The organism is Sphingobium baderi (assembly GCF_001456115.1).
GTDB lineage: Bacteria > Pseudomonadota > Alphaproteobacteria > Sphingomonadales > Sphingomonadaceae > Sphingobium > Sphingobium baderi_A.
On record NZ_CP013265.1, the window covers coordinates 88,969 to 111,773 of the forward strand.

Genomic DNA, 22,805 nt, shown 5'->3' on the forward strand with positions numbered 1-22,805 from the left:
TGTACAGATATCATACATAGACAGAGAAAGAAGGAGATGGCCAATGGCCACAACTGCCCATTCCGGCGTCCCCGCCAAAGCGCCCAGCCGCAAGGATCTGAGCGGTCCGGCGCTGCGCACCTTTTTCCGCATTGCCGACGCCTGGGACCTCAAGGAAGCCGAGCAGATGAAGCTTCTCGGGCTCGACAGCCGCTCGACCTTCCAGACCTGGAAGCGCGGCGCGGTCGCGGCGATTCCCAAGGATGCGCTGGAGCGCATCTCCTATGTCATGGGGATCTACAAGGGGCTGAAGATGCTCCTGCCCCGTACCGCCAACGAATGGGTACGCAAACCCAATGAGGCGCCGCTGTTCGCCGGACGCCCGGCGATCGAGCGGATGGCCTCGGGCAATGTCGCCGATCTCTACGTGGTGCGTCAATATATCGACGCGCAGCGCGGCTGATGGATGCCATTGCGACGACGCAAGTGCGGTGGCAACCGTGCTACCGGATCGTCGCAAGCCGGTTCCCGCCCATATCGCTGTTTGAGGATGTCGCGGATCCGGCCGACCTGGAAGCGGTCTATGCGATCGAGGCGATGACCAACGACCGGCTTCGCGACGAGGTCGGGGACCTCGCCCTCGTCCCACCGGAGGACCGCGTATCGGGACCCGGAACATCGGCGATCATGGCAGCGTTCACCCACCTAAATCCCGATGGCAGCCGGTTCTGTGACGGCAGTTTCGGGCTGTTCTACGCTGCCAGCACCATCGAGACTGCGGTTGCCGAGACGCGCCATCACCGAACCCGCTTCATGGCGTACACCCACGAACCGGCGCAGGAACTCGACATGCGCGTCTACGCGGTCGACCTGGACGCCATGCTCCACGATATTCGCGGCCTGCGCGATGAACGCCCTGCTCTCTACGCCCCGGATAGCTATGCCGCCGGCCAGGCGCTTGGCCGGCACCTGCGTGAGCAAGGTTCGGATGGCATCGTGTACCAAAGCGTGCGCGACGCCGACGGCGAGTGCGCCGCGGTGTTCCGCCCTCGCCTACTCGCCAACAGCCGACAGGAGCGGCACCTGTGCTACGTTTGGGATGGCCGGGCGATTGTCACCGTCTACGAGAAGAAGACATTCGCCTAAAGGTCCTGCGGACAAGCTAACCTTTCGGCCTTGAGTGACGCCTGTCAGGAATAGACCCCGGCAGCCATACGATCGAGATCTTCCATGACGATATCGATATCGCCATTCGCAACCAATTCCGCAGCCGTTTTCCCAACTCCAGAAAGGGGTTGATGCTTGAACCAGATAACCGCCTTGCCTTCTTCGCCTGCAAGCTCTGCCGCTCGCGTTATAACTCGGGCTATTTCCTCCAGTTTAATCTGCACGGTCGGGGCGGAGGGATACAGAGTCATGGCCTTAGGATCCAGGCGAGCAACGCGAGCCAAATGCGCCATGGAGAAGCGCAGGCGCTCCGCCAGACGACGGGGCGCGATGATCTCATTCTCGCGAATGTCATCCTGGAAGGCTGCAGTCATTGGGCAGTCCATATTCAACATGTGAAGACAAAACTCTCACATCTCAGAACCGCTGAAGATTGTCCTAGCTCCAATGCTGATCGAGCAGGGCTTTCAACGCGGCCTCCGCTTCAGCCCGCGTACCACCGGCATGCGGAAGCAGGGTGAGCTTGAGACCCTTACGATCCACCGCCTCCACTTTCAGCAATGGTTTCCCCCCTTCGGACACGATCGTTTCTGGCTTTCCTGACTTCTTGGGGGATCCTGACCTCTTGGGGGGATCGGCGGCCAGAGCGAGAGCGCGTATGATATCGGGAACCGGCATCGGTGCTGCGCGGTCGGACTGCACCTGAGCGAGACGCCCCGCCTCGGCGAACACACGCTGCCGCCGGTCCTCCGGTTTCAAGAGAGGCTTGATCGCGGTGACATGCTTGATCCTGAGATCCTGTGGGATGGCAAAGGCCGCCATCAGTTCTGCCGGCAGTCGGGCAAGGTCGAGATAGCGGCTGAGCCAGCTTTCCGTGACGTTGATCCGCTCGGCCATGACCTTCTGGCGCCCTTCATAATAGGCGTCGAGCGCGCGCAAATAATCGCGCGCGCGCTCCAGATCGGTAAGATCATCGCGCGCCCGGTTCTCGAGGTCCGCAAGCCGGAATGCCTCCTCATCCGTCAAGCTACGGATGTCGACGAGGAAGCGGAAATCCGGATAGTTATGGGCACGAAGCCAGCTGATCGTCCAATGCCTGCGCGCCCCGCAAATCACCTCGAAATCGAAGGCAGGGTCGTCCTTCACGCGGCGAACGATGGCGGGCATTTCCTGTTTGCCCTGCGCCTTGATGCTCTCGATAAGATCGGCGCACCGCTCCTCGTTGAGGAGCGCATATTCGCGGTTGTGCCCGACCCACATCCGGCAACGTGCCGGATCGACGAGTTCATGGGTGCGTGAGACGACACTGCCCGTCGCCAATTCGGCAAGTCGGCTTTCTCGACCCGCCAGGACGCTCGCACCGATGCCAGGGCGCCGCGCCGCTGGGGCTTGCGCCCCCGGGTCGATTCCGGCGACCAGATCAGCCGCGAAGTTGGCGTTTTTCTTGCTCATCATCCACCCCTTCTACCCGGAATTGCACCGGTGCAATTTTGCTCGCATCAGGCGAGGCCCTCCTTGCGCAAGCGCGCCAGATGGCTGGGCCACATCGACCGAATGTCGACCTCGATTTCACTGTTCACGCCATCAAGATAGGCAAGGCAGCGGTTGCGCACCGTCGAACTGGTGACCGGGCCGTCCAGCTCGTAGACGGTCATCAGCCGCGCCGTCGCATTGTCGATTTCCGCCGAATCCTTGAGCGGTGTGCGCACGATCGCGTGGCCGAAAAGGGTCCGCATCAGGTTCAGCAATTCCTTCTGCATCGACTTGTTCTCATCGACCTTGGACGCCACGAAGCGCAGAAACTGCAGCGACGGGGCCAAGCCGCGATCAGCCAGGGTCTCGATGGTCTCGTCGAGCATGGCGAGGAAGGCTGCAGTCGACGAGAAGTCCATCACCGTCGGCGGCACTGGCACGACCAGCGCATTGGCCGCACGCAGCACCGAAAGCGAGATCGCACCGAGCGCAGGCGGCGGATCGAGAACGACGACATCGAACCGATCGGCAATGCTTGCAATGCCTTGCGCCATGCGGTCGATGAGGTTCCCCTGTCCCCGCGCCATCCGCGCCGCGATTTCATATTCCGACTGGAAGAGCCGCAGATTGGCCGGGACAAGCTCGAGGCCGTCGAAGTGAGTCTTGCGCAAGGCATAGTCGAGCGACTCCATGTCGTCGTGCCGCAGGAACGGATAGAGCGTGTCCTCCTCGGTTAGATCGAGGTCGGGAACATAGCCGAACAGGGTCGTTGCCGACGCCTGGCTGTCGCAATCTATGAGGGCCACCCGGTAGCCCTTGATCGCGAGATATTGGGCCAGATGCACCGACAGGGTCGATTTCCCGACCCCGCCCTTGAAGTTCTGCACCGCGATGACGCAACAGGGGTCGGTGGCAGCCCGCCAGGGCCGGGTGCCGAACAATCCCCGCATGTCGTTGAGCTGCGCCAGGGTATAGCCGACGCGCCGATTATTTTCGGTTCGCGGAGGCGGCGGCAAGCGGCCGTCCTTCTCGGCCTCGCGAATGGCCGCCGCGGTCCGGCCGACCAGTTCGGCCGCTTTACCGATCGGGAAGGTGGGCTCGCGCCGTTCGTCCGCCCGGGCGCTACGCGCAGAGTCGCGGAGCCGCTCGAGAACAGAGCTGGTCCGTTGTGCAAGCGTTGAGACGGACAGCAGATCCTGCGTGCCCTCAATATCGAGTGATGCAGCCAAGAGAGGCCCCCTTGCGAAACTGTAGGGGGCATAGCTCAATTTGCACTTTTAGGTCAATGAAAGGCTTATTTTCGCAAGTGAGTAGGCCCGGTCGGCCCAATTGCCTCGAATTGCGCCGCCAGCGTTTCGTGCACGCCTACAACCTGACCTCTTGGGGGCTAGCCACCCTGAAATTGCACCGGTGCAATTTCGGCTCAAGGGCGCCCGCGCCGCGCCAGGAAGCTCTCGCAAAAGCCGGTCCAGGACGCGATCAGCTTGGCGCCCTTCAGCTTCGCCAGCCTCTCACCCATCTGCGCGCGATAGGCATCGGCAATGAGATCGATGTCCCAACCACCGCCGGCCGAACGGCCAATGGCCGCGAGCGTGTCCGACCCAAATCGGATCGTGCCGTTCGGGAAGGTGACCTCCCCTGCCCCAGTCTTATCCTTTGACACCAAGCCCGCCACCGCCGCCTGCGTGACGGCTTCGACGGCCACAGTCTCAACCTCGTCCTCGCGCCTCGCCTTCCTCCCCGCAGAGTGTCGGGCAATTTCATCCACGGTTGCTATCTGCTCAGGCGCATCCTTTGGCTCAAAACGAAATTCGATCTCGGTGACGGTTCGACCCTGACGGATCTCCCGCCACTCCACACGGAAATGAGCGAGCTGGTCGATTTCGGCCTTCGCCTTTTCGAGAACCTTGCGGCGCAGCTGCGCAAAGTCCTTGTAAACGTCTGGCGCGATGCCGAGCAGCGCACGCAGTGCCGTCATGTCGCCCTTCCATAGCGACTGGCGTCGATGCAGCCGCAATGCCCCGATCTCGTATAGCTTTAGCGCATAGGTCGACCGAAAGCCGAGCACCGCCTGCCGGTTCAGGACCGCATAGGTCTCCGATTCCTGAATCAGTTTCCGAGCCTCGGGCGTGAACTCCCACTCGATCCACCCTGCCTCCGCGCCCTCCTCGTCCTCCACTTCTTCGCGCGATGATGAGATCAGAGAAAAGCGCAGCGTCGCCTTCTTGCCGCGCCAGGACTTATCATCGACCGCGAAAAGCGTGCGATGCAGTTCCTCGAGCATATCCGAGATGCGCTCATTGCCCTTGTGGCCGCGGCGAATATCCGCCTTTCGCATCTTGTGCGGGCGGTCCTCCCAGGCATCACCGCCCGCAGTCAAAATCATCAGCGCAAGCAAACGCGAAGCGGTCAGGCTCAGCGACTGGCCTTTGACGAACTTGACCTCGACGATGCTGCCGGGCTTGGCGAACTCGTCGCCGCCCTTGGCCTGCAGGGCGGCAGCCACCCGCATCGCCCGCCCCGGAGAAGCATCATCACCGGCGGGGGAGGGCGTTACAGCGTGGTCTAGGGCTTGTTCGTCATCCATGCCATGAAGTCTGCACCGATTCGTCCGGCGTGGAAGAAAATCTGCCTGACCTGTCCTCTTGCGTCAAGTCAGGGCAGGATAGACGGCGGTTTCGGCCCCCAAGAGGTCAGGATGGAACTTCACCCCGAAACGACAAAACACAAGGAAGTACGCCGAGTCGCGTTTCAAAGCGATCTGACCCTCGCAAACGGCCGCACGGAGGGCGAAGAACGTCCCTGACGAGCGGTATGACGAGCGAATCGCGCCCAACAGAGCCTGGCCCCCATGCGGTCAGGAAAGCCCCAACCGGTCAGGTTGCATCCCCCGATCGGTCAGGAATGAGCCCCCACAAGGGCAGGCAAAATCCCCCGTCCGGTCAGGATAGGCTTGCTCAAGCCCTTAGAAACGCTGGGCTTTCGGCTTCCCGAATCTGAATCCTTTTGAATCGGAAAAGCTTCCGCTGCGAGCAGCGGCGTTTTGATATTTTTATTTTGAGAAAGAGATTGGCGCTGCGCTTGAAGCAAACGTTCAATCCCCCTGCCTGGAGGGATACGCGAAGTTGGCCGTCCACGATAGGCTCCTCGCCAAAGGACGTCACGAATGGAGGGTGCATGATCAACTTCGCCAAGTTCGAGATCATCGGCCGGATCGGCGAAATCGATGCGCGACCGAAAGTCACCCTGCTGTCGGTCTGCGCGAATTACCGCCGCAAGGGTGACGATGACGAATGGCAGGAAGACAGTCACTGGAACCGCGTTAGCGTCTTCAGCGAGGGCCAGCGCAAGCATATCGCCGACCGAGCCCAAGTCGGGGATCTGGTGCGGATTGCCGGGCGGCTCAAGGACAGCTCCTATGAACGCGACGGCGTGACCCATTACACAACCGATCGCATCGTCGAGGAATTCGGTATCCTCGCAGCCAAGGGCATGCCTAGCTGAATTGGCGGAGAGGGGAGGGCGCAACCCGCAGCGGCGCTCCACCACTTTGCAAGGATTAGTTGATGCCCCTAGCTGCTTCCCATCGCGCCAAAGCCATTGTCGAAGCCCTCGGCGGAACGTGGCGCGGGACGCGCGGCGAATGCCGTTGCCCGGCTCATGACGATCATGGCCCCAGCCTGTCAGTGCGCCTGGGCGAACGGGCGATCTTGTTCCACTGCTTTGCTGGCTGCGATACGCGCGACGTTCTGACTGCCCTGCGCCGGCGCAAACTTCACGATGCGGTGCCGCTCACCATGCCGCGCCCGAAGGCGATGGCCGACCATCGCGCTCTCGCGCTTCGGCTATGGAAGGCAAGCCAGCCCATAGCCGGCTCGCCAGCGGCCGATTACCTTGCCGCACGCGGTCTTGCTCCTCCCTATCCGCGTTGTCTGCGCTACAATCCCCGCACCATTGTCGGGGCAGGTGACCAGCGCCGGTTCTTTCCGGCGATGATCGCTGCGGTCGAGAACGATCTGGGCGTCGTGGCCGTCCAGCGGACCTGCCTCGATCTCGCTGACATCTTGCACAAGCCCCTGTCAAAGCCGAAGATTGCCCTTGGCCTGCTTGGCAACGCGGCCATCCGTCTGGCGCCGGCCGGAGAGGAGCTTGGCCTTGCTGAGGGCATTGAGGACGCCCTTTCGGCAATGGCCTGGTTCGGAACGCCAACCTGGGCGCTGGGCGGCGTCGAACGCCTTGGACTCGTCGCCATCCCCGAACGGGTCAAACGCATCATCGTCTATGGTGATCGCGGTGCCGCCGCTGCCGCCATGCTCAAAAAAGCTCGGCCGCATCTCACAGCCCATGGACGCGAACTGGTGCTCCGCCTCCCGGAACGGCACGCGGATTGGAATGATGCTTGGCGTGTCCGCCGGGCCGCCGAGGCGGCCTGAGAGGGGAGGGGGCCTTCAGGCTGATGACCTGGCGCTGATGCCAGGTGTCAGACCCGGAGATACCCCATGGCCACACAACCCCTCGCGCTCACGCTGCCGCTCGATGATCCCGCCCGGACCGCTGCTCAAGGCATAGCCGACCGGCTGTCCGAAGGCCGTTCGGTTGCACGTAACGACCTCCTTGCCGGGATGACCTCCGCCTTCGGTGGCTCGAGCGCGGATGGCTCATGGTCATTGCGCGACGCCTATGATGTGCTCGAACTCGCGCAGATACTCCATCTGAAGAACACAACACTCCCCGCAGATGCGAATGTGCGGCTCGCCCAGCTGATCGCCATGACGGCGGCGCTTCCGACGCACAGCGTGCGTAGCGAAACGCAGGTCGCGTTCCAGCAATTCTCGACACCGGCACCGATCGGCTTCCTTGCCGCCAGGGCAGCCGCGATCACGGCACGCGATATCGTGCTCGAGCCCTCGGCCGGGACCGGGCTCTTGGCCGTACACGGTCATTTTGCCGGCGCTCGCCTTCTCCTCAATGAGATCGATGCCTGGCGCGCGCGTTTGCTGCGTCATGCCCTTCCCGAGGGCACATTGAGCACGCATGACGGCGAATTGATCGACGACATGCTCGATCCGCAACTGGTGCCGAGCGTCGTGCTCATCAACCCGCCCTTCTCGCGGAGCCAGGGACGGGGGCGCGACCGCCATGCCGCGCTTCGCCACCTGCGCTCCGCGCTCTTGCGCCTCGCACCAGGCGGGCGCTGCGCCGTTATTCTTCCCGATCGCATCGAGACAGGGGACGCGGATTGGCTGCACGCCACCGCGGGCGCACATCTCCGGCTGCATCTCGACCTGCCGCCCAATGCCTATGCCAAGCACGGCACCGGGCAAGCGGTTCAGCTCATTCTCCTCGAAAAGGGCGGGGCAGGGGATTGCGTCCCACGCCAGACCTGTACGACGTTCGGCGCTGCGCTCGCGGCCATCGATGCGATGGCGACCCCGTGCGCCCCCACGCCGCAACCGATCTCCCGCCCCAGCGGATTGTTCCGGGGCCTCACGCGGCGGACCCGCCCCGTAAGCTCGCGTGTGGCGGTAACCCTGCCCACGACCCGCGCGGTCGCCTATCACCGTCTCGATGAGCCCGCGCCCGCGGGCGAACCGCAAGGGATTTACCTGCCCTATCGGCCGAGCCGTCTGCTGATTGCCGATGCCCGTGAGCACCCAAGCGCGCTGGTCGAATCGCAGGCAATGGGATCGATTGCCGCACCCCCGGTCGCTTATGAACCCGTGCTGCCGGCCAGGATCTTGGACGACGGCCTGCTCTCGGACGCGCAGCTCGAAACGCTGATCTACGCTGGCGCGGCGTTCGAGCGTGACCTTCCGGGCCGGTTCGTATCTAGCGAGGAGGGGCTTTCGCTGTCGCCGGCAGAGGCCGGCAATGCCTATCGGACGGGCTTTTTCCTTGGCGATGGCACGGGCGCCGGCAAGGGGCGGCAGGTGGCGGGCGTCATCCTCGACCAGTGGTTGCGCGGCAACCGCCGCCACCTCTGGATATCCAAGAGCGAGACGCTGATCGAAGACGCGCGGCGCGACTGGTCGGCGCTTGGCGGCTTGCCGCTCGACATCCAGCATCTCAACCAGTGGAAGCTCGGCACCCCGATCGCGCTGGGCGATGGGATCCTCTTCCTGACCTATGCCACCCTGCGCTCCAACCGCGGTGACAGGGGCACGCGGCTGCGCCAGCTGATCGAATGGATGGGTGAGGATTTCAGCGGCGTCATCGTTTTCGACGAGGCGCATGACATGGCCGGGGTGGCCGGTGGAGAGGGCCGGTTCGGCGCCACGAAAGGATCCGAACAGGGCATCGCCGGCGTCCGCCTCCAAAATCTCGCTCCGCGCGCCCGGATTCTCTACGCTTCGGCGACGGGCGCCTCGGACGTCAACAACCTCGCTTATGCGACACGCCTCGGATTGTGGGGACCGCAGACGGCCTTCGCCGACCGGCGGGCCTTCGTGGAATCGCTTCGCCGCGGCGGCATCGCAGCGATGGAGTTGATCGCCCGCGACCTCAAGGCGCAGGGCCTCTATGCCGCGCGGGCGCTCAGCTTCGCCGGCGTCGAATATGACATCCTCGAGCATCGGCTCAGCGAAGAACAGATCGCCGTCTACAATGCCTATGCCGATGCCTGGGCGATCATTCACAACAATCTGCAGGCCGCGCTCGCCGCCACGCGCGTCACCGACGGTTTCAGCGGTGCCACCTACAATAGCGGCGCGAAGGCCGCGGCATTGTCGATCTTCGAATCGACCAAGCAACGCTTCTTCGGCCAGATCCTGCTGTCGATGAAGCTGCCGTCGCTGATCCCGGCGATCGCCGCCGATCTCGCGCGCGGCGACTGCGCCGTCGTCCAGCTCGTGTCGACCTCGGAAGCGATGCTCGATCGTGCCCTTGCCGACCTGTCCCCCGAGGAGCGGGCCTGGCTCGATATCGAGCTGTCCCCGCGCGAATTCCTGGTCGACTATCTGACGGCGACCTTTCCGGTGCGCCAGATGCGCACCTATACCGACGATAGCGGCACGGTGCGCTCGGAACCGATGATCGACGAGGCCGGGCAGCCGGTGCTGTGCCGGGAAGCGATCGCCATGCGCGACCAGCTCCTCGAGCAACTCTGTGCGCTGCCGGTGGTCGGCTCGGCGCTCGATCATATCATCGGGCATTTCGGGACGGAGGCAGTGGCCGAGGTGACGGGTCGCAGCCGGCGGATCATCGTCGATGCCGAGGGCCGTCAGCGGATCGAACGGCGCAGCGCGCGCACGAACCTCGCGGAGACCGACAGCTTCATGCGCGGCGAAAAGCGCATTCTGATCTTTTCCGACGCCGGCGGCACGGGACGGAGCTATCATGCCAGCCTCGACGCGCTCAATCAGAGGCGCCGCATTCACTATCTCCTCGAGCCCGGTTGGCGTGCTGACGCGGCGATCCAGGGGCTAGGCCGCACGCACCGCACCCACCAAGCCAGTCCACCCCTGTTTCGGCCCGTTTCCACCGATTGCCGCGGCGAACGGCGGTTCATCTCGACGATTGCCAGACGCCTCGACAGCCTCGGCGCGCTGACCCGCGGCCAGCGCCAGACCGGTGGACAGGGACTTTTCGATCCCCGTGACAATCTGGAGTCCGACTTCGCGCGGGAATCGCTCGACCAGTGGTTTCGCCTGTTGTTCCAGGGAAAGCTCCAATCGGTGCGCTTCGATCAGTTTCAAACGCTCACCGGGCTGAATCTGGCGGGCGAGGGTGGGGGGCTCACCGAGACCTTGCCCACGATCCAGCGGTGGTTGAACCGCATCCTGGCGCTGCGTATCGACCTGCAGAACGCGATCTTCGACGAATATCTGGGCTTGATCGAAGCACGGGTGGAAAAGGCCCGCGAGGCCGGCACCCTCGATCTTGGCGTCGAGACGATCGCGGCCGACCGTATTTCGATCCTCGACCGCACGGTGATCCGGCGCGATCCCGTGAGCGGCGCCGAAACCGAAATCCTGCGCATCGAAACCGAGGAACGATATCGGCCGCTGCCCCTGGAACGAGCGCATTGGCTTCTGGCCGACCCGGAAGCGCGCCGATTGATCAACCCGCGTTCCGGCAAGGCCGCCATTTGCCGACCCACGTTCTCGCTGACGGACGAAGAGGGACGGACCGTGCGCCGCTACGAGCTGGTGCGGCCGACGCGCACCGAACGGCACCGGCAGGACCTCTTCGCCGAAACACATTGGACCGACGTGGATCGCGCGAGCTTCGACGAAGCCTGGCAGGCTGAATGCGACGCAATGGCGGCGCAGACACGCACGCAGATCATCTATCTGGTCACCGGCCTGCTGCTCCCGGTCTGGGGAAAACTGCCCGACGATCATGTCCAGGTCTGGCGGCTGACGAGCGATGACGGCCAGTCGCTTCTCGGGCGCCTTATTCCGGCGCCGCTTGTGGAACGCATCGCGGGCGCGTTCGGCATCGCGGCCCATGTCGAGATCGACCTTAATGCTCGGGTCGAGCATGTCCGCACCTCGGGTGAAATCATGCCGATCGGAGCGCTGCGGCTGAAGCGCGCCTTGGTCGCTGGCGACCAACGCCTCGAATTGCTCGACTGGAAGCCCGAGGCGCTGCCGCATCTCAAGGCGGTGGGCTGCTTCACTGAGATCATCCAGCACCGCACGCGGCTGTTCGTTCCCTCGAGCCGCGCCGTCGAGATCCTGGACGGACTCGCAGGCTGAACAGCGGCCGCGCCCAGCGACCGAAGAGAGGGGAGGGGGCCTTCGGCCGGGTGGGCCTGAGTGGCTCAAGCCGGCCGACGAGGTCGGCGCAACCCTCGAAGGAGACAACCGATGATCCAGTCCGTGAAGGTCAAGAACCTCTCGCTCTCGAAGGACAATGTCCGCAAATCCAATCGCGATGCCGACCTCGATAGCCTCGCCGACAATATCGCCGCGCATGGCCTGTTGCAGAATCTCGTGGTCACGCCGCTCAAAAAGGCAGGACATTTCACCGTCAAGGCGGGCGGCCGCCGCTTGCGGGCGCTCCAGCGCCTGATCGATTCAGGGCGGCTTGCCGGGGACCATGAGGTTCAGGTGCTGGTGCTCGAGGATGATGCCGGATCGGCCGAAGCGAGCCTTGCCGAGAATTTCCACCGCGTCGCGATGAACCCGGCGGATGAGTGCTCGGCTTTCAAGCACTTCCTCGACAAGGGCGCGAGTGCCGAGGATGTGGCGAAACGTTTCGGCGTCACGACCCGCTTCGTTGAGCAGCGGGTACGGCTTGCCGAACTGGCTCCTCTCGTATTCGCGGCGCTGGCGGCGGGCGAGATCACGCTGGGGGTCGCCCAGGCTTATGCCGTCACGCCCGACGTCGATCGCCAGGCGCGCGTGTTCGAGAGCATGAGCCGGTCCTATTATGGCGACAATCCCGACAATATCCGCCGTGCGCTCCTCAACGGAACGGTCAAGGCGACCGACGCCAAGGCACGGTTCGTCGGCCGCGACGCCTATGTCGGCGCGGGCGGCCGGATCGAGCGCGACCTGTTCGGTGAAGATGTGGACGAGAGCTGGATCGACGTGGAGCTCATCGAGCAGCTGGCCGCCCAGAAGCTTGAAGCGGCCGCGGAAGCACTCGCTGCCGAACAGAAGCTGGCGTTCGTGACGCCGGTTCTCGCGACGCATGTGCCCTATGATATGGAGTGCCAGCTCCACGAATATCATCCGCCGCTGCGCGAATTGAGTGGGGACGAGCAGGAGCGCGTCGACAGTCTCTCGGATGAGGGCGATGCGCTCATCCGAGAGCTGGAAACTGAACTCGAGGACGGCACGCCCGAGGCCGAGGCGGCTTCGGCGCGGCTCGCCGACATAGAGCGGGAACTCGATACAATCGAGGCGTCGCGCACGATGGTCGACGATGCGATCAAGGACCAGCTGGGCACCTTCATCTATCTGGCGCCCGATGGCAGTCCGCGGGTGCACAGCCGCATGTTCAGTGAGCGCGCCATTCGTCAGGCGGGCGAGGACGCAGAACCCGAATCACCGTCCGGCAAGGTCGCGGCCTCCCGGCTCAGCGCGATGCTGGTTGACGAACTCGCGACCCAGCGCCGGCAGATCCTGGCGGCCCATGTCGCCTCGGATGCCGGGTTCGCGCTCGATCTCACGATATTCCTGATGGCGCACCGGACGGTGTTCGCCAGCAGCTATGTCCGGGACCACTCGACGCTGCAGGCGGCCGCCGCGAGCTTCCCGATCGTCAGCTTCCGCGATGAAGGCAGCGCGGCGAGCAATGTCCTGACCGAACAGCGCCAGGCGCTCGATGTGAGCTGGGCAGGCGGGAACACGCTGTCGTCCCGCTTCGATGCCTTCCGGCAACTGGATGAACAGGCGCGCGCCGATTGGCTCGCCCATGTCCTGGCGCAGACGCTCGAGCCGACACTCAACGTCGACGATGGCGGGCGCCGCAACGGCTTCCACGATCATCTCGGACGGCTGCTCGACATTGATGTCGCGCAATGGTGGCGGCCCGATGCCCAGAACTTTTTCGGGCGGGTGAAGAAGGACGTCATGCTCGAAGCGCTCGACGAGATCGGCGGGCCGGTGCTGCGCGGCCGATACAAGGACGCCAAGAAGGGTGACCTTGCCAATGCCTGCGCTGCGCTCTGTTCGGGGCAGGGCATCGTTGAGGCCGAAGTCCGGGAAAAGGCGCTCTCCTGGCTGCCGGACGAGATGCGGTTCGGCGCGATCGAAAAGCCCGAAAGCTTCCGGAGCTATTCCGCTTTCCTCAGCGATGAAGACGACAGCGACGGCGGATCAGGGGAGATCGCCCCCGATGGCGATGCTGGCGACCTCGAACAGGCCGCCTGAGGCCAACGCCTAACGGCGGGCGGCGCTTTCGTGTCGCCCGCCGCCCTTCATCGGCGGCGCTGAGACAGCCGCTCTTTCGCGGAGTATCCACCATGACCCAATCATCGGGCCGGCCCTCGCCGGCCGAGACCATCACGCGCGCCATCATCGACCGGCTCGAGGCCGGTGTGCGTCCCTGGGTAAGGCCCTGGCGATCATGCGCCGCGCAAGGGCGCCCTCTGCGGGCCAATGGCGAGCCCTATCGTGGCATGAACACCTTTTGGCTATGGCTGGCTGCCGAGCAGTGTGGCTATCGGTCGCGCTACTGGATGACCTATCGGCAAGCACAAAGCCTCGGCGGCCAGGTCCGCGCCGGTGAGCAGTCGCAATTTGCGATCTTCTACAAGGCCTATTCGAAGAAGGTCGATTCCTACGAACGTCCGGGTGAGCTCGTCGATGAGCAGCGCCGGGTCATGCGGTCCTATGCGGTCTTCAATGCCGACCAGATCGACGCACTCCCGGGCGATTTCTATCCCGAAGCCCTCTCCCTCGTCCCGCCGGGCGACCGGCTCGGTCCGCGGGCGGAGCGCTTCGTCGACCGGCTGCCCGCGCGGCTGCGATGTGGCGGCGATCGTGCTTATTACGATCTGCGCCAGGACGTCATCACCATGCCGCCGATCGAGCAATTCGACACGCGCGCCGCCTGGGCAGCCACCATCGCGCATGAGGCCGGCCATAATGCCGTGATCCGGATTATGCCGCATCTGGTCGGCAGCGCGCGGTTGGCAGTATGATCGCGCCAATCCCATTCGGCATAATCTTCGTCGCTCCAACAACATGGAGCACGACGATCATGCCTGAATATTTGCAGACCAGCATCGAGCCTTATCTGGACTCGTTCGCCGAGAGTTTTGCGGCGGAGAACTACACGCCCGCCACGATCAATGCCTATCGATTGATCCTGCGGAAAGTGGGCCGCGTGATGGATGCTGAGGGTATCAGTCCTTCGGCGTTGACGCTCGATATGGCCGAGCAGGTGGGCCGCCAGGTGCCGCGCAAGCATGCGGGCACGGCATGGCCGTATAAGTTGGCCCGTCGCTTCGCGCAGCATCTGCTCGATATCGGCGTGACGCAGCCGGTGCCGTTGACCGAGGTGCAGCAGGCGCGCGCGACACTGCTGGCGGACTTCGAGACCTATCTCGTCAAACAGCGCGGCCTCAGTCCGCGGAGCATCCCCCATACGATAGGCTTCGCGCGCCGCTTCCTCGACTATCGCTTCGGCGAGACGATCATCGATCCGGGCAGCCTGCGTCCCGCTGACGTGATCGGCTTCATGGAGCATGTGCTGACCAGCGCCCGTCGCGACAAGACGGTCGCCACCCATGTCCGTATCTTCCTTCAATATCTGTTCGGCTGCGGGGCCACGGCGACCAATCTGGCGCTGAGCGTGCCGAAGACGGCGAAGGTCTGGGGAGCGCGACTGCCGCGCCACCTGTCGCCGGAAGGCGTCGAGGCGGTGCTGGCTTGCGTGCGCGACAATCCCCGACATGGCGCGCGGGACTATGCGATGCTGCTGCTCATGGCCCGGCTTGGCCTGCGCGCGGCCGAGGTCATCGCGATCCAGCTCGATGATATCGACTGGCGCTCGGGCGAGCTTACGGTGCGTGGCAAGGGCCAACTGCACGACCGCGTGCCGATCACCGTGGAGGTCGGCGACGCGCTGAGCCGCTATCTTCGCGAGGAGCGAGGACCGGCGGCTTGCCGCACGATGTTCGTCACCCATCGCGCGCCTCATCGCCCGTTCAAGGATGGGCAGATCGTCAACGCCATCCTCAAGGATGCCCTCAAGGCGACCGGCCAGAAGCCGGCGACGCCCTATGTGGGATCGCACCTTCTGCGTCATAGCCTTGCCACCCAGCTCGTGAATACGGGCGCGTCGCTCGACGAGGTGGGCGACGTGCTGCGGCACCGCTCCCGATCATCGACAATGATATATGCCCGGCTCGACATCGACGGACTGCGATCGGTCGCGCTGCCCTGGCCGGTGGCGGGAGGCGCGCAATGAGCCTCGCCTCCCAGCTCGACCGCTATCTGAGCGTTCGCCGCAGCCTCGGCTACGACCTTGGCACCAGCGAGCGCATCTTGCGTCGCTTCACCCGGTTCGCCGACCACGAGGGCGCCGCCCATATCGATACGGCGCTGTTCCTGCGCTGGCACGCCACGCTGGCCGAAGCCTGCCCATCGACGCGAGCGGCGAGGCTCAGCATCGTGCGGCTGTTCGCGCAGTGGCTGAGCAGCTTCGATCCGGGGCACGAACCGCCGCCGCGCGGCCTCTTGCCGGGAGGCTTCCAGCGGTCGCGCCCGCATATCTACACCGATGCCGAGATCGGGTCGATCATCGCAGCGGCCGAGACGCTGCCATCGATCTACGGCCTGCGCGGGCTGACCTGCTCGACGTTGTTCGGGCTGATCGCGGTCACGGGCCTGAGGATCAACGAGGCGCTCGGGCTTGATCGTGATGACCTCGATACCGATCATGGCGTGCTGCGCGTCCGGCAAGGCAAGCTCGGCAAAGAGCGGTTGTTGCCGCTCGATCCGAGCGTCGTCGCGACGTTGATCGACTATCTTGCCGAACGCGACCGGCTGCTCGGCCATCCGGCCAAGCCGCTGTTCGTCACAGACAAGGGGACGAGGCTCACTGACTGCGCGGCCCGCTACAACTTCGCGCGGGCTTGCCAGCAGATCGGGCTTCGGACTCCACAGCCATACTGCAAGCATGGCCGGGGGCCGCGCATCCACGACCTTCGCCACACCTTCGCGGTGAAGACGATGATCGGTTGGTATCGCACAGGCAAAGACCCGGCGCGCGAGATGATCCGGCTGACGACCTATCTGGGCCATAGCGATCCCTCCAACACATACTGGTATCTGGAAGCGGTCCCGGAACTGCTCGATCTGGCGATGGCGCGAGCAACGGCCGATGGCCGGGAGGCAGTCCAATGAGCGCGGTTGCCTTGCCTGCGCTGATCCAGCGCTTCTTCACCGACCGGCTGTGCGTCCAGATGGAGGCGAGCCGTCATACGGTCGCAGGCTATCGCGACACGTTCCGGCTGTTGCTCCGGTATGCGAGCGCCCACCACGGCAAGCCGCCGGTCAGGCTCACGGTCGAGGATATCGACGCCGATCTGGTCGCCGACTTCCTCGTCCATACCGAGACGGCGCGTGGCAACAGCGCGCGCAGCCGCAACACCCGGCTCGCCGCGATCCGCTCGTTCTTCCGCTACGTGGCGATGAGCGATCCGACCTGGCTGCTGCACTGCCAGCGCATCCTCGCGATGCCCAACAAACGCTATGTGAAGCGCACGGTGACGTTCCTCGACGCCGACGAGATCGCGGCGTTGCTGGCAGCGCCGGACCGCACGACATGGGCAGGGCGGCGCGATCATGCGCTGCTGCTGCTCGCGGTCCAGACGGGCCTTCGGGCATCCGAACTGGTTGGCCTCACGCGCGGGGATGTCGTGCTCGGAAGTGGCGCACACATCCGTTGCATGGGCAAGGGCCGGAAGGAGCGCGCCACACCGCTTCGTCGCGAGACTGCCAAGCTGCTGGCGGCGTGGATCGGCAACGACAAGGACGAGAGCAGACCGCTGTTCCCGTCGATCCGGGGCGAACGGCTGAGCCGCGACGCACTCGAACATCTGGTCCGCAAGCACTGCCTCACGGCATCGCGCGCGTGTCCGAGCATCGGCGCCAAGCGGGTCACGCCGCATACGCTGCGCCACAGCACGGCGATGGACTTGCTTCACCACGGCGTCGATCCTGCGGTGATCGCGCTCTGGCTTGGTCACGAGAACGTCGAGACAACCCAGATCTACATCCACGCCGACATGCGGATGAAGGAGAAGGCGCTCGCTCGCGTCGCGGCTCCGCCCACCCCGTCAGGCCGGTTCCGGCCCGACGATCAACTCCTCGCGTTCTTGGAAGGGCTCTGATTATGCCGAACAGACGCATGGCCGATGCCCGGAAATCCAGCTTCCAGCGGAACCCATGCGGCATAATCCGGATCACGGCATTATGCGATTTATGCCGATATCGGCATAAATGTCACTGGACAGGCCATCCAGCCCGGCTTGCCCGATCGTTCGGGAAGCGCTTCGGCGATCAGGCATATGCGTTCGAGGAGTTGGTCGCCGAACTGACAGCAGCGCTGGTTGGCGCCGATGTGGGTCTCCCAACCACCCATCTCGACGATCACGCGGCTTATATCGGCTCCTGGCTCGCCATTTTGCGCAAGGATAATCGCGCATTGCTGACGGCGGCTGCGCGAGCGGAGGAAGCCGCCGGGTTTCTGCTGCGGGCAACCGATCTCGCTTGCGAGGATGATCTGGACGAGCAGGCGGCTGCTTGATCTCGCCATGTCGCCGATTGCACCATATCCATATATCCGCTATCGTGGATATATGGATAACGAATCTGTCATCGTCGCGTTGGGCGCGCTTGCCCAAGCCACGCGCCTCGACGCCTTCCGCCTTCTGGTGCGTCACGAACCCGAAGGCCTTCCTGCCGGCGAGGTCGCCAAGGCGCTGGATGTCCCGCAGAACACGATGTCGGTGCATTTGGCGACCCTGGCGCGTGCCGGCCTGGTCACATCCGAGCGGCGCAGCCGGATCATCAACTACCGCGCCGATCTCGATGCGCTCCGCTCCGTGATGCTGTTCCTCGTCAAGGACTGCTGTGGTGGCCGGGCCGAGCTCTGCCATCCACTTGCGGATGAACTGCTTGCCTGTCGTGCTGCCTGAAAGGACATCAACATGACTGATCGCCTGTTGAACGTACTGTTTCTTTGCACGGGCAATTCCGCCCGTTCCATCATGGCCGAGGCGATCCTCAGCCGTGAAGGGCTAGGCCGTTTCAAATCGTTCAGCGCCGGAAGCCAGCCCAAGGGCGAGGTCCATCCGTTCACCATTCATCTCTTGGAGAAGCTGAACTACGACGCAAGCCGGTTCCGCTCGAAGAGTTGGGAAGAGTTTTCCGGCCCCGATGCGCCGTCCTTGGATTTCGTGTTTACGGTCTGCGACAATGCCGCCAACGAGCTTTGCCCGGTTTGGCCGGGGCAGCCGCTGACCGCCAATTGGGGGGTGCCCGATCCGGCCGCTATCGAGGACAGCGAAACGGTGCAGCACGCGGCCTTCTTCGATACATACAGGATGCTGTTCAATCGCATCTCGCTGTTCACCAACCTGCCGTTCGAAGGCCTCGACAAGATGAGTCTACAGAACCGGCTGAACCGGATCGGCAAGGAACAGGGCCGCGCCGACCTCCCAAGCGAAAAGGTGCCTGGTGCATGAGCAATGCCGCAATCGATATCGTCATCTATCACAATCCCGAGTGTGGGACGTCGCGCAACACGCTGGCGATGATCCGCAACGCCGGGATCGAGCCGCATGTGATCGAATATCTCAAGACGCCGCCCAACCGCCCGCGCCTGGTTTCGCTCATCGCCCGCATGGGCATCAGCGCACGCCAGTTGCTCCGCGAGAAGGGCACGCCCTTCGCCGAGCTGGGTCTTGCCGATCCGACGTTCAGCGATGACCAGCTCATTGATGCGATGATCGAGCATCCGATCCTCATCAACCGGCCAATCGTTGTGTCGCCGCTCGGCGTGAAACTCTGCCGTCCATCGGAAGAGGTGCTCGATCTTCTCCCGTCCGCCCAGCGCGGGGCTTTCACCAAGGAAGATGGCGAGCAGGTCATCGACGCCGCCGGCAAGAGGATCGGGGCGTGAACGCGACCGTTGCGGCACAACCCAAGCCGGCGATCAACAGCTTCGAACGCTATTTGAGCGTCTGGGTGGCGCTCTGCATCGCTGTCGGCATCGCGCTCGGCTATTCGCTGCCGAATCTGTTCGCAGCCATCGCATCGGCCGAGATCGCGCGCGTGAACCTGGTCGTGGCTGTGCTGATCTGGCTGATGATCGTCCCCATGCTGCTCAAGATCGACCTCGGCGCGTTGGGGTCGGTTCGCCAACACTGGAAGGGCGTCGGCGTCACCCTCTTCATCAACTGGGCGGTGAAGCCCTTTTCAATGGCGCTGCTCGGCACGCTGTTCCTGGGATGGCTCTTCCGGCCGCTGCTGCCGCAGGGCGAGATCAACGCCTATATCGCCGGGCTCATCCTGCTCGCCGCCGCCCCCTGCACGGCGATGGTGTTCGTCTGGTCGAACCTATGCGACGGCGAGCCGACCTATACGCTGAGCCAGGTGGCGCTCAACGACGTGATCATGGTCTTCGCCTTCGCACCGCTGGTCGGACTGCTGCTGGGCGTCGCCTCGATCACAGTGCCCTGGGACACGCTGCTCATCTCGGTCCTGCTCTATATCGTCGTGCCCGTCATCGTCGCGCAGATCATTCGTCGGGCGTTGCTATCGTCAGGCGGGCAGCCGGCGCTGGATCGGCTGCTGGCAACGCTTGGGCCGGTGTCGCTGGTTGCGCTGCTGACGACGCTCGTCCTCTTGTTCGGCTTCCAGGGCCCGGCGATCCTGGCTCATCCGCTGGTCATCGCACTGATTGCCATTCCCATCCTCATCCAGGTCTACTTCAATGCGGGCCTGGCCTATTGGCTCAGTCGGCGCTTCGGCGTGGCCTGGTGCGTCGCCGCTCCGGCCGCGCTGATCGGCGCGTCCAATTTCTTCGAGCTCGCGGTTGCAGCCGCGATCAGCCTGTTCGGCCTCAATTCCGGGGCCGCGCTCGCGACCGTGGTGGGCGTGCTGGTCGAGGTGCCGGTAATGCTGTCTGTCGTCAGCATCGTGAAGAAGACGCGGCCCTGGTACGAGCAACGCGTTCCTGCATGATCGCTACACTGCTGGATCCCAGGTCGCTTTCCGACCTGATGGCGGAGCTGAGCGCGGCGGGTCTGCCTGCCAGTGATCTCGCCGAGGCGGGACGCCGCTTCTTTCGGTTCGAGGATGATGCGGGCATTGTCGGCTATGGCGGGATCGAAGGCGACGGCTCCGACCGCCTGCTGCGCTCGCTGGTCGTGAAGGCCGATCGGCGCGGATGCGGATTGGGCGGTGCCATTCTCACGGCAGTCGAACGCGCTGCAGCTGATGAGGGCGCGACTAGCCTGTACCTGCTCACCACGACCGCCGAGCCTTTCTTTCGCCGTCACGGCTATGAAACAGCCGAACGGACCGACGTTCCTGCCGTCATCGCGCAATCGGCCGAGTTCCGATCGCTATGCCCGGCGAGCGCCGCCCTTTTGTACAAATGGATTGCCTGATGTCGCGTCTTCGTATCCTTCCCGAACCCGATCACATGCCCGCGCTGGACCGTGCAATGATCCGGCCCGATCTCGCCGCCGGGCTCGGCGCGCTTGAGCCGAAACCTCGCATCCTCCTCCTCTACGGCTCGCTGCGCGAGCGGTCGTTCAGTCGCTTCGCGGTCGAGGAAGCGGCCCGGCTGCTCATCCTCTTCGGCGCCGAAGTGCGGATCTTCGATCCGGCCGATCTCCCGCTCCCCGACCAGATCAAGGACGATGATCACCCGGCGGTGCATGAGCTTCGCGAGCATGCGCTCTGGTCCGAAGGCATGGTCTGGTGCAGCCCCGAACGGCACGGCCAGATCACCGGCATCATGAAAGCGCAGATCGACCATTTGCCGCTCGAATTCGGCGGCATGCGTCCGACCCAGGGCCGGACCCTGGCCGTCATGCAGGTTTCGGGCGGATCGCAGTCGTTCAACGCAGTCAACACGTTGCGGCTGCTCGGGCGGTGGATGCGCATGTTCACCATCCCCAACCAGTCGAGCATTGCTATGGCGTTCAAGGAGTTCGACGAGGACGGCCGTCTCAGTGCCTCAAGCTATTATGACCGGATCGTCGACGTCATGGAGGAGCTGGTGCGCTTCACGGTGCTGACACGTCGCCATGCCGATCAACTCGTGGACCGCTATTCGGAACGCAAGGCGGCAGCCGCCAAGCGCGACGCGGCACAAGATCTGGCCTCACGGTCGACGGCCTGACGGCCCGGCGCTTGCGATGCGACGCGCTTTCATGCCGTCCTGTGCGCATCGGGAGATCGGGTTGCGGGTGCCCTTCTTAAGGTCCTCTGCGCCATGAATGCCTGACGCGACAGGGCCTTCGCGCCTTTCGCCAGAGGATGCGGCACATGGGCCATCGCGCTGGCGGCGGCAACCCGAACGCTCCGGCCGTGTTGGCGCGCCGAGGCGCGCCGGCCCGCACCACCCGGACCTTATCAGGTTCCCCTTGGGCGTTGCCCGGCGGTGCCGCCGCCGCTTTTTCGATGGCCCGGAGGGTGCGCATCCGGCGGGAAGGCCGCCGGCCCTGCGACACGGAAAGGCAATCCCTCATGACCAGCTCCCTTTCAGCAGTGCTCCAAGCACTCGAACTCGGCCATCTCGACCTGACGGGCGACCAACGCACGATGGAAGCGCCGCCACCGGCCGAGGCGCTCGAACAGACCGTCAGCGCCATCTGGAGCGATCTCTTCGCGCTCTTCCCCTTCACCGCGCTCGAACGCGACATCGAGGATCTGGGCTGGGGCTTCGTCAATCTCTTCCACCGCGCGGCCGCCAAGAAGCATCAGCTGATCGACCGCCTGACCGACGAGATCCGGCTCCTGCTCGCCGAGCAGGACGGGTCGGAGATCGCGACCGCCGATCTCGAGGACAAGATCGATCTCGCCCGCAAGGTCGAGCAGTCCGCCCAGGCCTATGAGGGGATGCGCGACACCGCGGCGCGCCACTATCTGCACGAGACCGGCCGCTCCTGGGTGCCCGCGACCGGCAACCGCATCTCGCTCGGCACGACCGCTGCGATCGTCGATGGCCGGGCCTATTTGCAGGCGCGGCGCGAGCGGGTGCGCGATGCCAATATGGTCCATGGCACGCCCGTGGTCTTCGCCGGCGGGCGCCTTCGCTTCGCCAGCGACGACGAGGCCAAGCAGTTTGCCGACAATCTGCTGCGGACCCTCAAGGCCGTGCGCGAGCGTGTGGGCGACATGTATCTCGTCCATGGCGGCGACATGAAGGGCATCGAGCGTCTTGCAGCATCCTGGGCCGAGCAGAACGGCATCCAGCAGCTGCGGTTCGGCCTTGATCGCAAGCTTGGCGATCGTGCCGGCTTCCGGCGCAACGAGCAGATGCTCTCGGTCAAGCCGCGCTACGTCATCGCCTTCCAGGGCAACGGCGTCACCGAAAGGCTGGTGATCGAGGCCAAGGCGCGCGGCATCCATGTCGTCGATCGCCGCGGACCGCTCGGAACGCCGCCGGCGGCTTTATCCCGCGGCTGACCGCCGTGCCGGCCGCTTCGGCGGCCGGCTTTTCTCAATCTCACGAATGCCGGTGCCGGAGGGGAGGGGGCGGGGTGG

Annotated in this window: 21 protein-coding genes and 1 pseudogene; 18 read left to right on the top strand and 4 right to left on the bottom strand. The window is 64.4% G+C overall.

Annotation, left to right across the window (positions count from 1 at the left end; genetic code table 11):
* The first annotated feature begins 43 nt into the window (after positions 1-43).
* Both ATN00_RS20570 and ATN00_RS20575 read left to right on the top strand, forming a co-directional pair.
* Entirely contained in the window at positions 44-442 is a 399-nt protein-coding gene (locus tag ATN00_RS20570; RefSeq protein WP_007686501.1) for an MbcA/ParS/Xre antitoxin family protein, read from the top strand.
* On the top strand, positions 442-1,125 hold the full coding sequence (locus tag ATN00_RS20575) for an RES family NAD+ phosphorylase (RefSeq protein ID WP_013041559.1): 684 nt from the start codon (positions 442-444) through the stop codon (positions 1,123-1,125). The genes ATN00_RS20570 and ATN00_RS20575 overlap by 1 nt, the downstream gene beginning before the upstream one ends.
* 44 nt (positions 1,126-1,169) lie before the next feature.
* Here the strand turns inward: ATN00_RS20575 and ATN00_RS20580 are convergent, their stop codons facing one another.
* The 4 genes from ATN00_RS20580 to ATN00_RS20595 all read right to left on the bottom strand — a co-directional run bounded on the left by ATN00_RS20580 (position 1,170) and on the right by ATN00_RS20595 (position 5,131).
* Positions 1,170-1,520 (bottom strand): hypothetical protein, encoded by a 351-nt coding sequence (locus ATN00_RS20580; protein ID WP_197413763.1) that lies wholly within the window; start codon positions 1,518-1,520, stop codon positions 1,170-1,172.
* A gap of 64 nt (positions 1,521-1,584) precedes the next feature.
* Positions 1,585-2,598, bottom strand: coding sequence for a ParB/RepB/Spo0J family partition protein (locus ATN00_RS20585; RefSeq protein ID WP_028056255.1), 1,014 nt, complete (start codon positions 2,596-2,598; stop codon positions 1,585-1,587).
* 47 nt (positions 2,599-2,645) lie between these two features.
* Positions 2,646-3,848 (bottom strand): AAA family ATPase, encoded by a 1,203-nt coding sequence (locus tag ATN00_RS20590; RefSeq protein ID WP_062069236.1) that lies wholly within the window; start codon positions 3,846-3,848, stop codon positions 2,646-2,648.
* Positions 3,849-4,042: 194 nt separating this feature from the next.
* Complete coding sequence (locus ATN00_RS20595; RefSeq protein WP_062069239.1) at positions 4,043-5,131, bottom strand: replication initiation protein; 1,089 nt, start codon at positions 5,129-5,131, stop codon at positions 4,043-4,045.
* A 665-nt stretch (positions 5,132-5,796) separates the two neighbouring features.
* Here ATN00_RS20595 and ATN00_RS20600 point away from each other — a divergent pair.
* The 16 genes and pseudogenes from ATN00_RS20600 to ATN00_RS20675 all read left to right on the top strand — a co-directional run bounded on the left by ATN00_RS20600 (position 5,797) and on the right by ATN00_RS20675 (position 22,727).
* Positions 5,797-6,123 carry a single-stranded DNA-binding protein gene (locus ATN00_RS20600; protein WP_062069241.1) on the top strand — a complete coding sequence of 109 codons (327 nt, stop codon included), beginning with the start codon at positions 5,797-5,799 and terminating at the stop codon, positions 6,121-6,123.
* A gap of 62 nt (positions 6,124-6,185) precedes the next feature.
* Positions 6,186-7,052, top strand: coding sequence for a DUF7146 domain-containing protein (locus ATN00_RS20605; protein WP_015449216.1), 867 nt, complete (start codon positions 6,186-6,188; stop codon positions 7,050-7,052).
* A gap of 66 nt (positions 7,053-7,118) precedes the next feature.
* A complete protein-coding gene (locus tag ATN00_RS20610) occupies positions 7,119-11,318 on the top strand; it encodes a strawberry notch family protein (protein WP_062069243.1) in 4,200 nt (1,399 codons plus the stop codon).
* A gap of 111 nt (positions 11,319-11,429) precedes the next feature.
* Positions 11,430-13,442 carry a ParB/RepB/Spo0J family partition protein gene (locus ATN00_RS20615; RefSeq protein WP_062069245.1) on the top strand — a complete coding sequence of 671 codons (2,013 nt, stop codon included), beginning with the start codon at positions 11,430-11,432 and terminating at the stop codon, positions 13,440-13,442.
* A 92-nt stretch (positions 13,443-13,534) separates the two neighbouring features.
* A pseudogene (locus ATN00_RS20620) lies at positions 13,535-14,158 on the top strand (ArdC family protein); the annotation flags it as partial.
* Between the two features lie 116 nt (positions 14,159-14,274).
* The gene (locus tag ATN00_RS20625) at positions 14,275-15,486 is read left to right on the top strand and encodes a tyrosine-type recombinase/integrase (protein ID WP_062061472.1); all 1,212 of its coding nucleotides are present in this window, start codon (positions 14,275-14,277) and stop codon (positions 15,484-15,486) included.
* Positions 15,483-16,424, top strand: coding sequence for a tyrosine-type recombinase/integrase (locus ATN00_RS20630; RefSeq protein WP_062061477.1), 942 nt, complete (start codon positions 15,483-15,485; stop codon positions 16,422-16,424). The genes ATN00_RS20625 and ATN00_RS20630 overlap by 4 nt, the downstream gene beginning before the upstream one ends.
* The gene (locus tag ATN00_RS20635) at positions 16,421-17,413 is read left to right on the top strand and encodes a tyrosine-type recombinase/integrase (protein WP_062061480.1); all 993 of its coding nucleotides are present in this window, start codon (positions 16,421-16,423) and stop codon (positions 17,411-17,413) included. The genes ATN00_RS20630 and ATN00_RS20635 overlap by 4 nt, the downstream gene beginning before the upstream one ends.
* A gap of 17 nt (positions 17,414-17,430) precedes the next feature.
* A complete protein-coding gene (locus tag ATN00_RS23785) occupies positions 17,431-17,829 on the top strand; it encodes a zincin-like metallopeptidase domain-containing protein (RefSeq protein WP_231746509.1) in 399 nt (132 codons plus the stop codon).
* A 52-nt stretch (positions 17,830-17,881) separates the two neighbouring features.
* Positions 17,882-18,220: an ArsR/SmtB family transcription factor gene (locus ATN00_RS20645; RefSeq protein ID WP_013849891.1), complete on the top strand. Its 339-nt coding sequence runs from the start codon at positions 17,882-17,884 to the stop codon at positions 18,218-18,220.
* Between the two features lie 12 nt (positions 18,221-18,232).
* Entirely contained in the window at positions 18,233-18,769 is a 537-nt protein-coding gene (locus tag ATN00_RS20650; RefSeq protein ID WP_062069247.1) for an arsenate reductase ArsC, read from the top strand.
* On the top strand, positions 18,766-19,206 hold the full coding sequence (gene arsC / locus ATN00_RS20655) for an arsenate reductase (glutaredoxin) (RefSeq protein ID WP_056383881.1): 441 nt from the start codon (positions 18,766-18,768) through the stop codon (positions 19,204-19,206). Before ATN00_RS20650 ends, arsC begins: the two co-directional genes overlap by 4 nt.
* Positions 19,203-20,270: an ACR3 family arsenite efflux transporter gene (gene arsB, locus ATN00_RS20660; RefSeq protein WP_056383883.1), complete on the top strand. Its 1,068-nt coding sequence runs from the start codon at positions 19,203-19,205 to the stop codon at positions 20,268-20,270. Before arsC ends, arsB begins: the two co-directional genes overlap by 4 nt.
* On the top strand, positions 20,267-20,698 hold the full coding sequence (arsN2, locus tag ATN00_RS20665) for an arsenic resistance N-acetyltransferase ArsN2 (protein WP_056383886.1): 432 nt from the start codon (positions 20,267-20,269) through the stop codon (positions 20,696-20,698). Before arsB ends, arsN2 begins: the two co-directional genes overlap by 4 nt.
* Positions 20,698-21,438 carry an arsenical resistance protein ArsH gene (arsH, locus tag ATN00_RS20670; RefSeq protein ID WP_056383962.1) on the top strand — a complete coding sequence of 247 codons (741 nt, stop codon included), beginning with the start codon at positions 20,698-20,700 and terminating at the stop codon, positions 21,436-21,438. The genes arsN2 and arsH overlap by 1 nt, the downstream gene beginning before the upstream one ends.
* Positions 21,439-21,785: 347 nt before the next feature.
* The gene (locus tag ATN00_RS20675; protein WP_056383887.1) at positions 21,786-22,727 is read left to right on the top strand and encodes a DUF2493 domain-containing protein; all 942 of its coding nucleotides are present in this window, start codon (positions 21,786-21,788) and stop codon (positions 22,725-22,727) included.
* Positions 22,728-22,805 lie beyond the last annotated feature (78 nt).

Coding starts and splice junctions, on each gene's coding strand:
- ATN00_RS20570 (WP_007686501.1), top strand. CDS start 44: ATGGCCACAACTGCCCATTCCGGCGTCCCCGCCAAAGCGCCCAGCCGC.
- ATN00_RS20575 (WP_013041559.1), top strand. CDS start 442: ATGGATGCCATTGCGACGACGCAAGTGCGGTGGCAACCGTGCTACCGG.
- ATN00_RS20580 (WP_197413763.1), bottom strand. CDS start 1,520: ATGACTGCAGCCTTCCAGGATGACATTCGCGAGAATGAGATCATCGCG.
- ATN00_RS20585 (WP_028056255.1), bottom strand. CDS start 2,598: ATGAGCAAGAAAAACGCCAACTTCGCGGCTGATCTGGTCGCCGGAATC.
- ATN00_RS20595 (WP_062069239.1), bottom strand. CDS start 5,131: ATGCGGGTGGCTGCCGCCCTGCAGGCCAAGGGCGGCGACGAGTTCGCC.
- ATN00_RS20600 (WP_062069241.1), top strand. CDS start 5,797: ATGATCAACTTCGCCAAGTTCGAGATCATCGGCCGGATCGGCGAAATC.
- ATN00_RS20605 (WP_015449216.1), top strand. CDS start 6,186: ATGCCCCTAGCTGCTTCCCATCGCGCCAAAGCCATTGTCGAAGCCCTC.
- ATN00_RS20610 (WP_062069243.1), top strand. CDS start 7,119: ATGGCCACACAACCCCTCGCGCTCACGCTGCCGCTCGATGATCCCGCC.
- ATN00_RS20615 (WP_062069245.1), top strand. CDS start 11,430: ATGATCCAGTCCGTGAAGGTCAAGAACCTCTCGCTCTCGAAGGACAAT.
- ATN00_RS20625 (WP_062061472.1), top strand. CDS start 14,275: ATGCCTGAATATTTGCAGACCAGCATCGAGCCTTATCTGGACTCGTTC.
- ATN00_RS20630 (WP_062061477.1), top strand. CDS start 15,483: ATGAGCCTCGCCTCCCAGCTCGACCGCTATCTGAGCGTTCGCCGCAGC.
- ATN00_RS20635 (WP_062061480.1), top strand. CDS start 16,421: ATGAGCGCGGTTGCCTTGCCTGCGCTGATCCAGCGCTTCTTCACCGAC.
- ATN00_RS23785 (WP_231746509.1), top strand. CDS start 17,431: ATGGCCGATGCCCGGAAATCCAGCTTCCAGCGGAACCCATGCGGCATA.
- ATN00_RS20645 (WP_013849891.1), top strand. CDS start 17,882: ATGGATAACGAATCTGTCATCGTCGCGTTGGGCGCGCTTGCCCAAGCC.
- ATN00_RS20650 (WP_062069247.1), top strand. CDS start 18,233: ATGACTGATCGCCTGTTGAACGTACTGTTTCTTTGCACGGGCAATTCC.
- arsC (WP_056383881.1), top strand. CDS start 18,766: ATGAGCAATGCCGCAATCGATATCGTCATCTATCACAATCCCGAGTGT.
- arsN2 (WP_056383886.1), top strand. CDS start 20,267: ATGATCGCTACACTGCTGGATCCCAGGTCGCTTTCCGACCTGATGGCG.
- arsH (WP_056383962.1), top strand. CDS start 20,698: ATGTCGCGTCTTCGTATCCTTCCCGAACCCGATCACATGCCCGCGCTG.
- ATN00_RS20675 (WP_056383887.1), top strand. CDS start 21,786: ATGACCAGCTCCCTTTCAGCAGTGCTCCAAGCACTCGAACTCGGCCAT.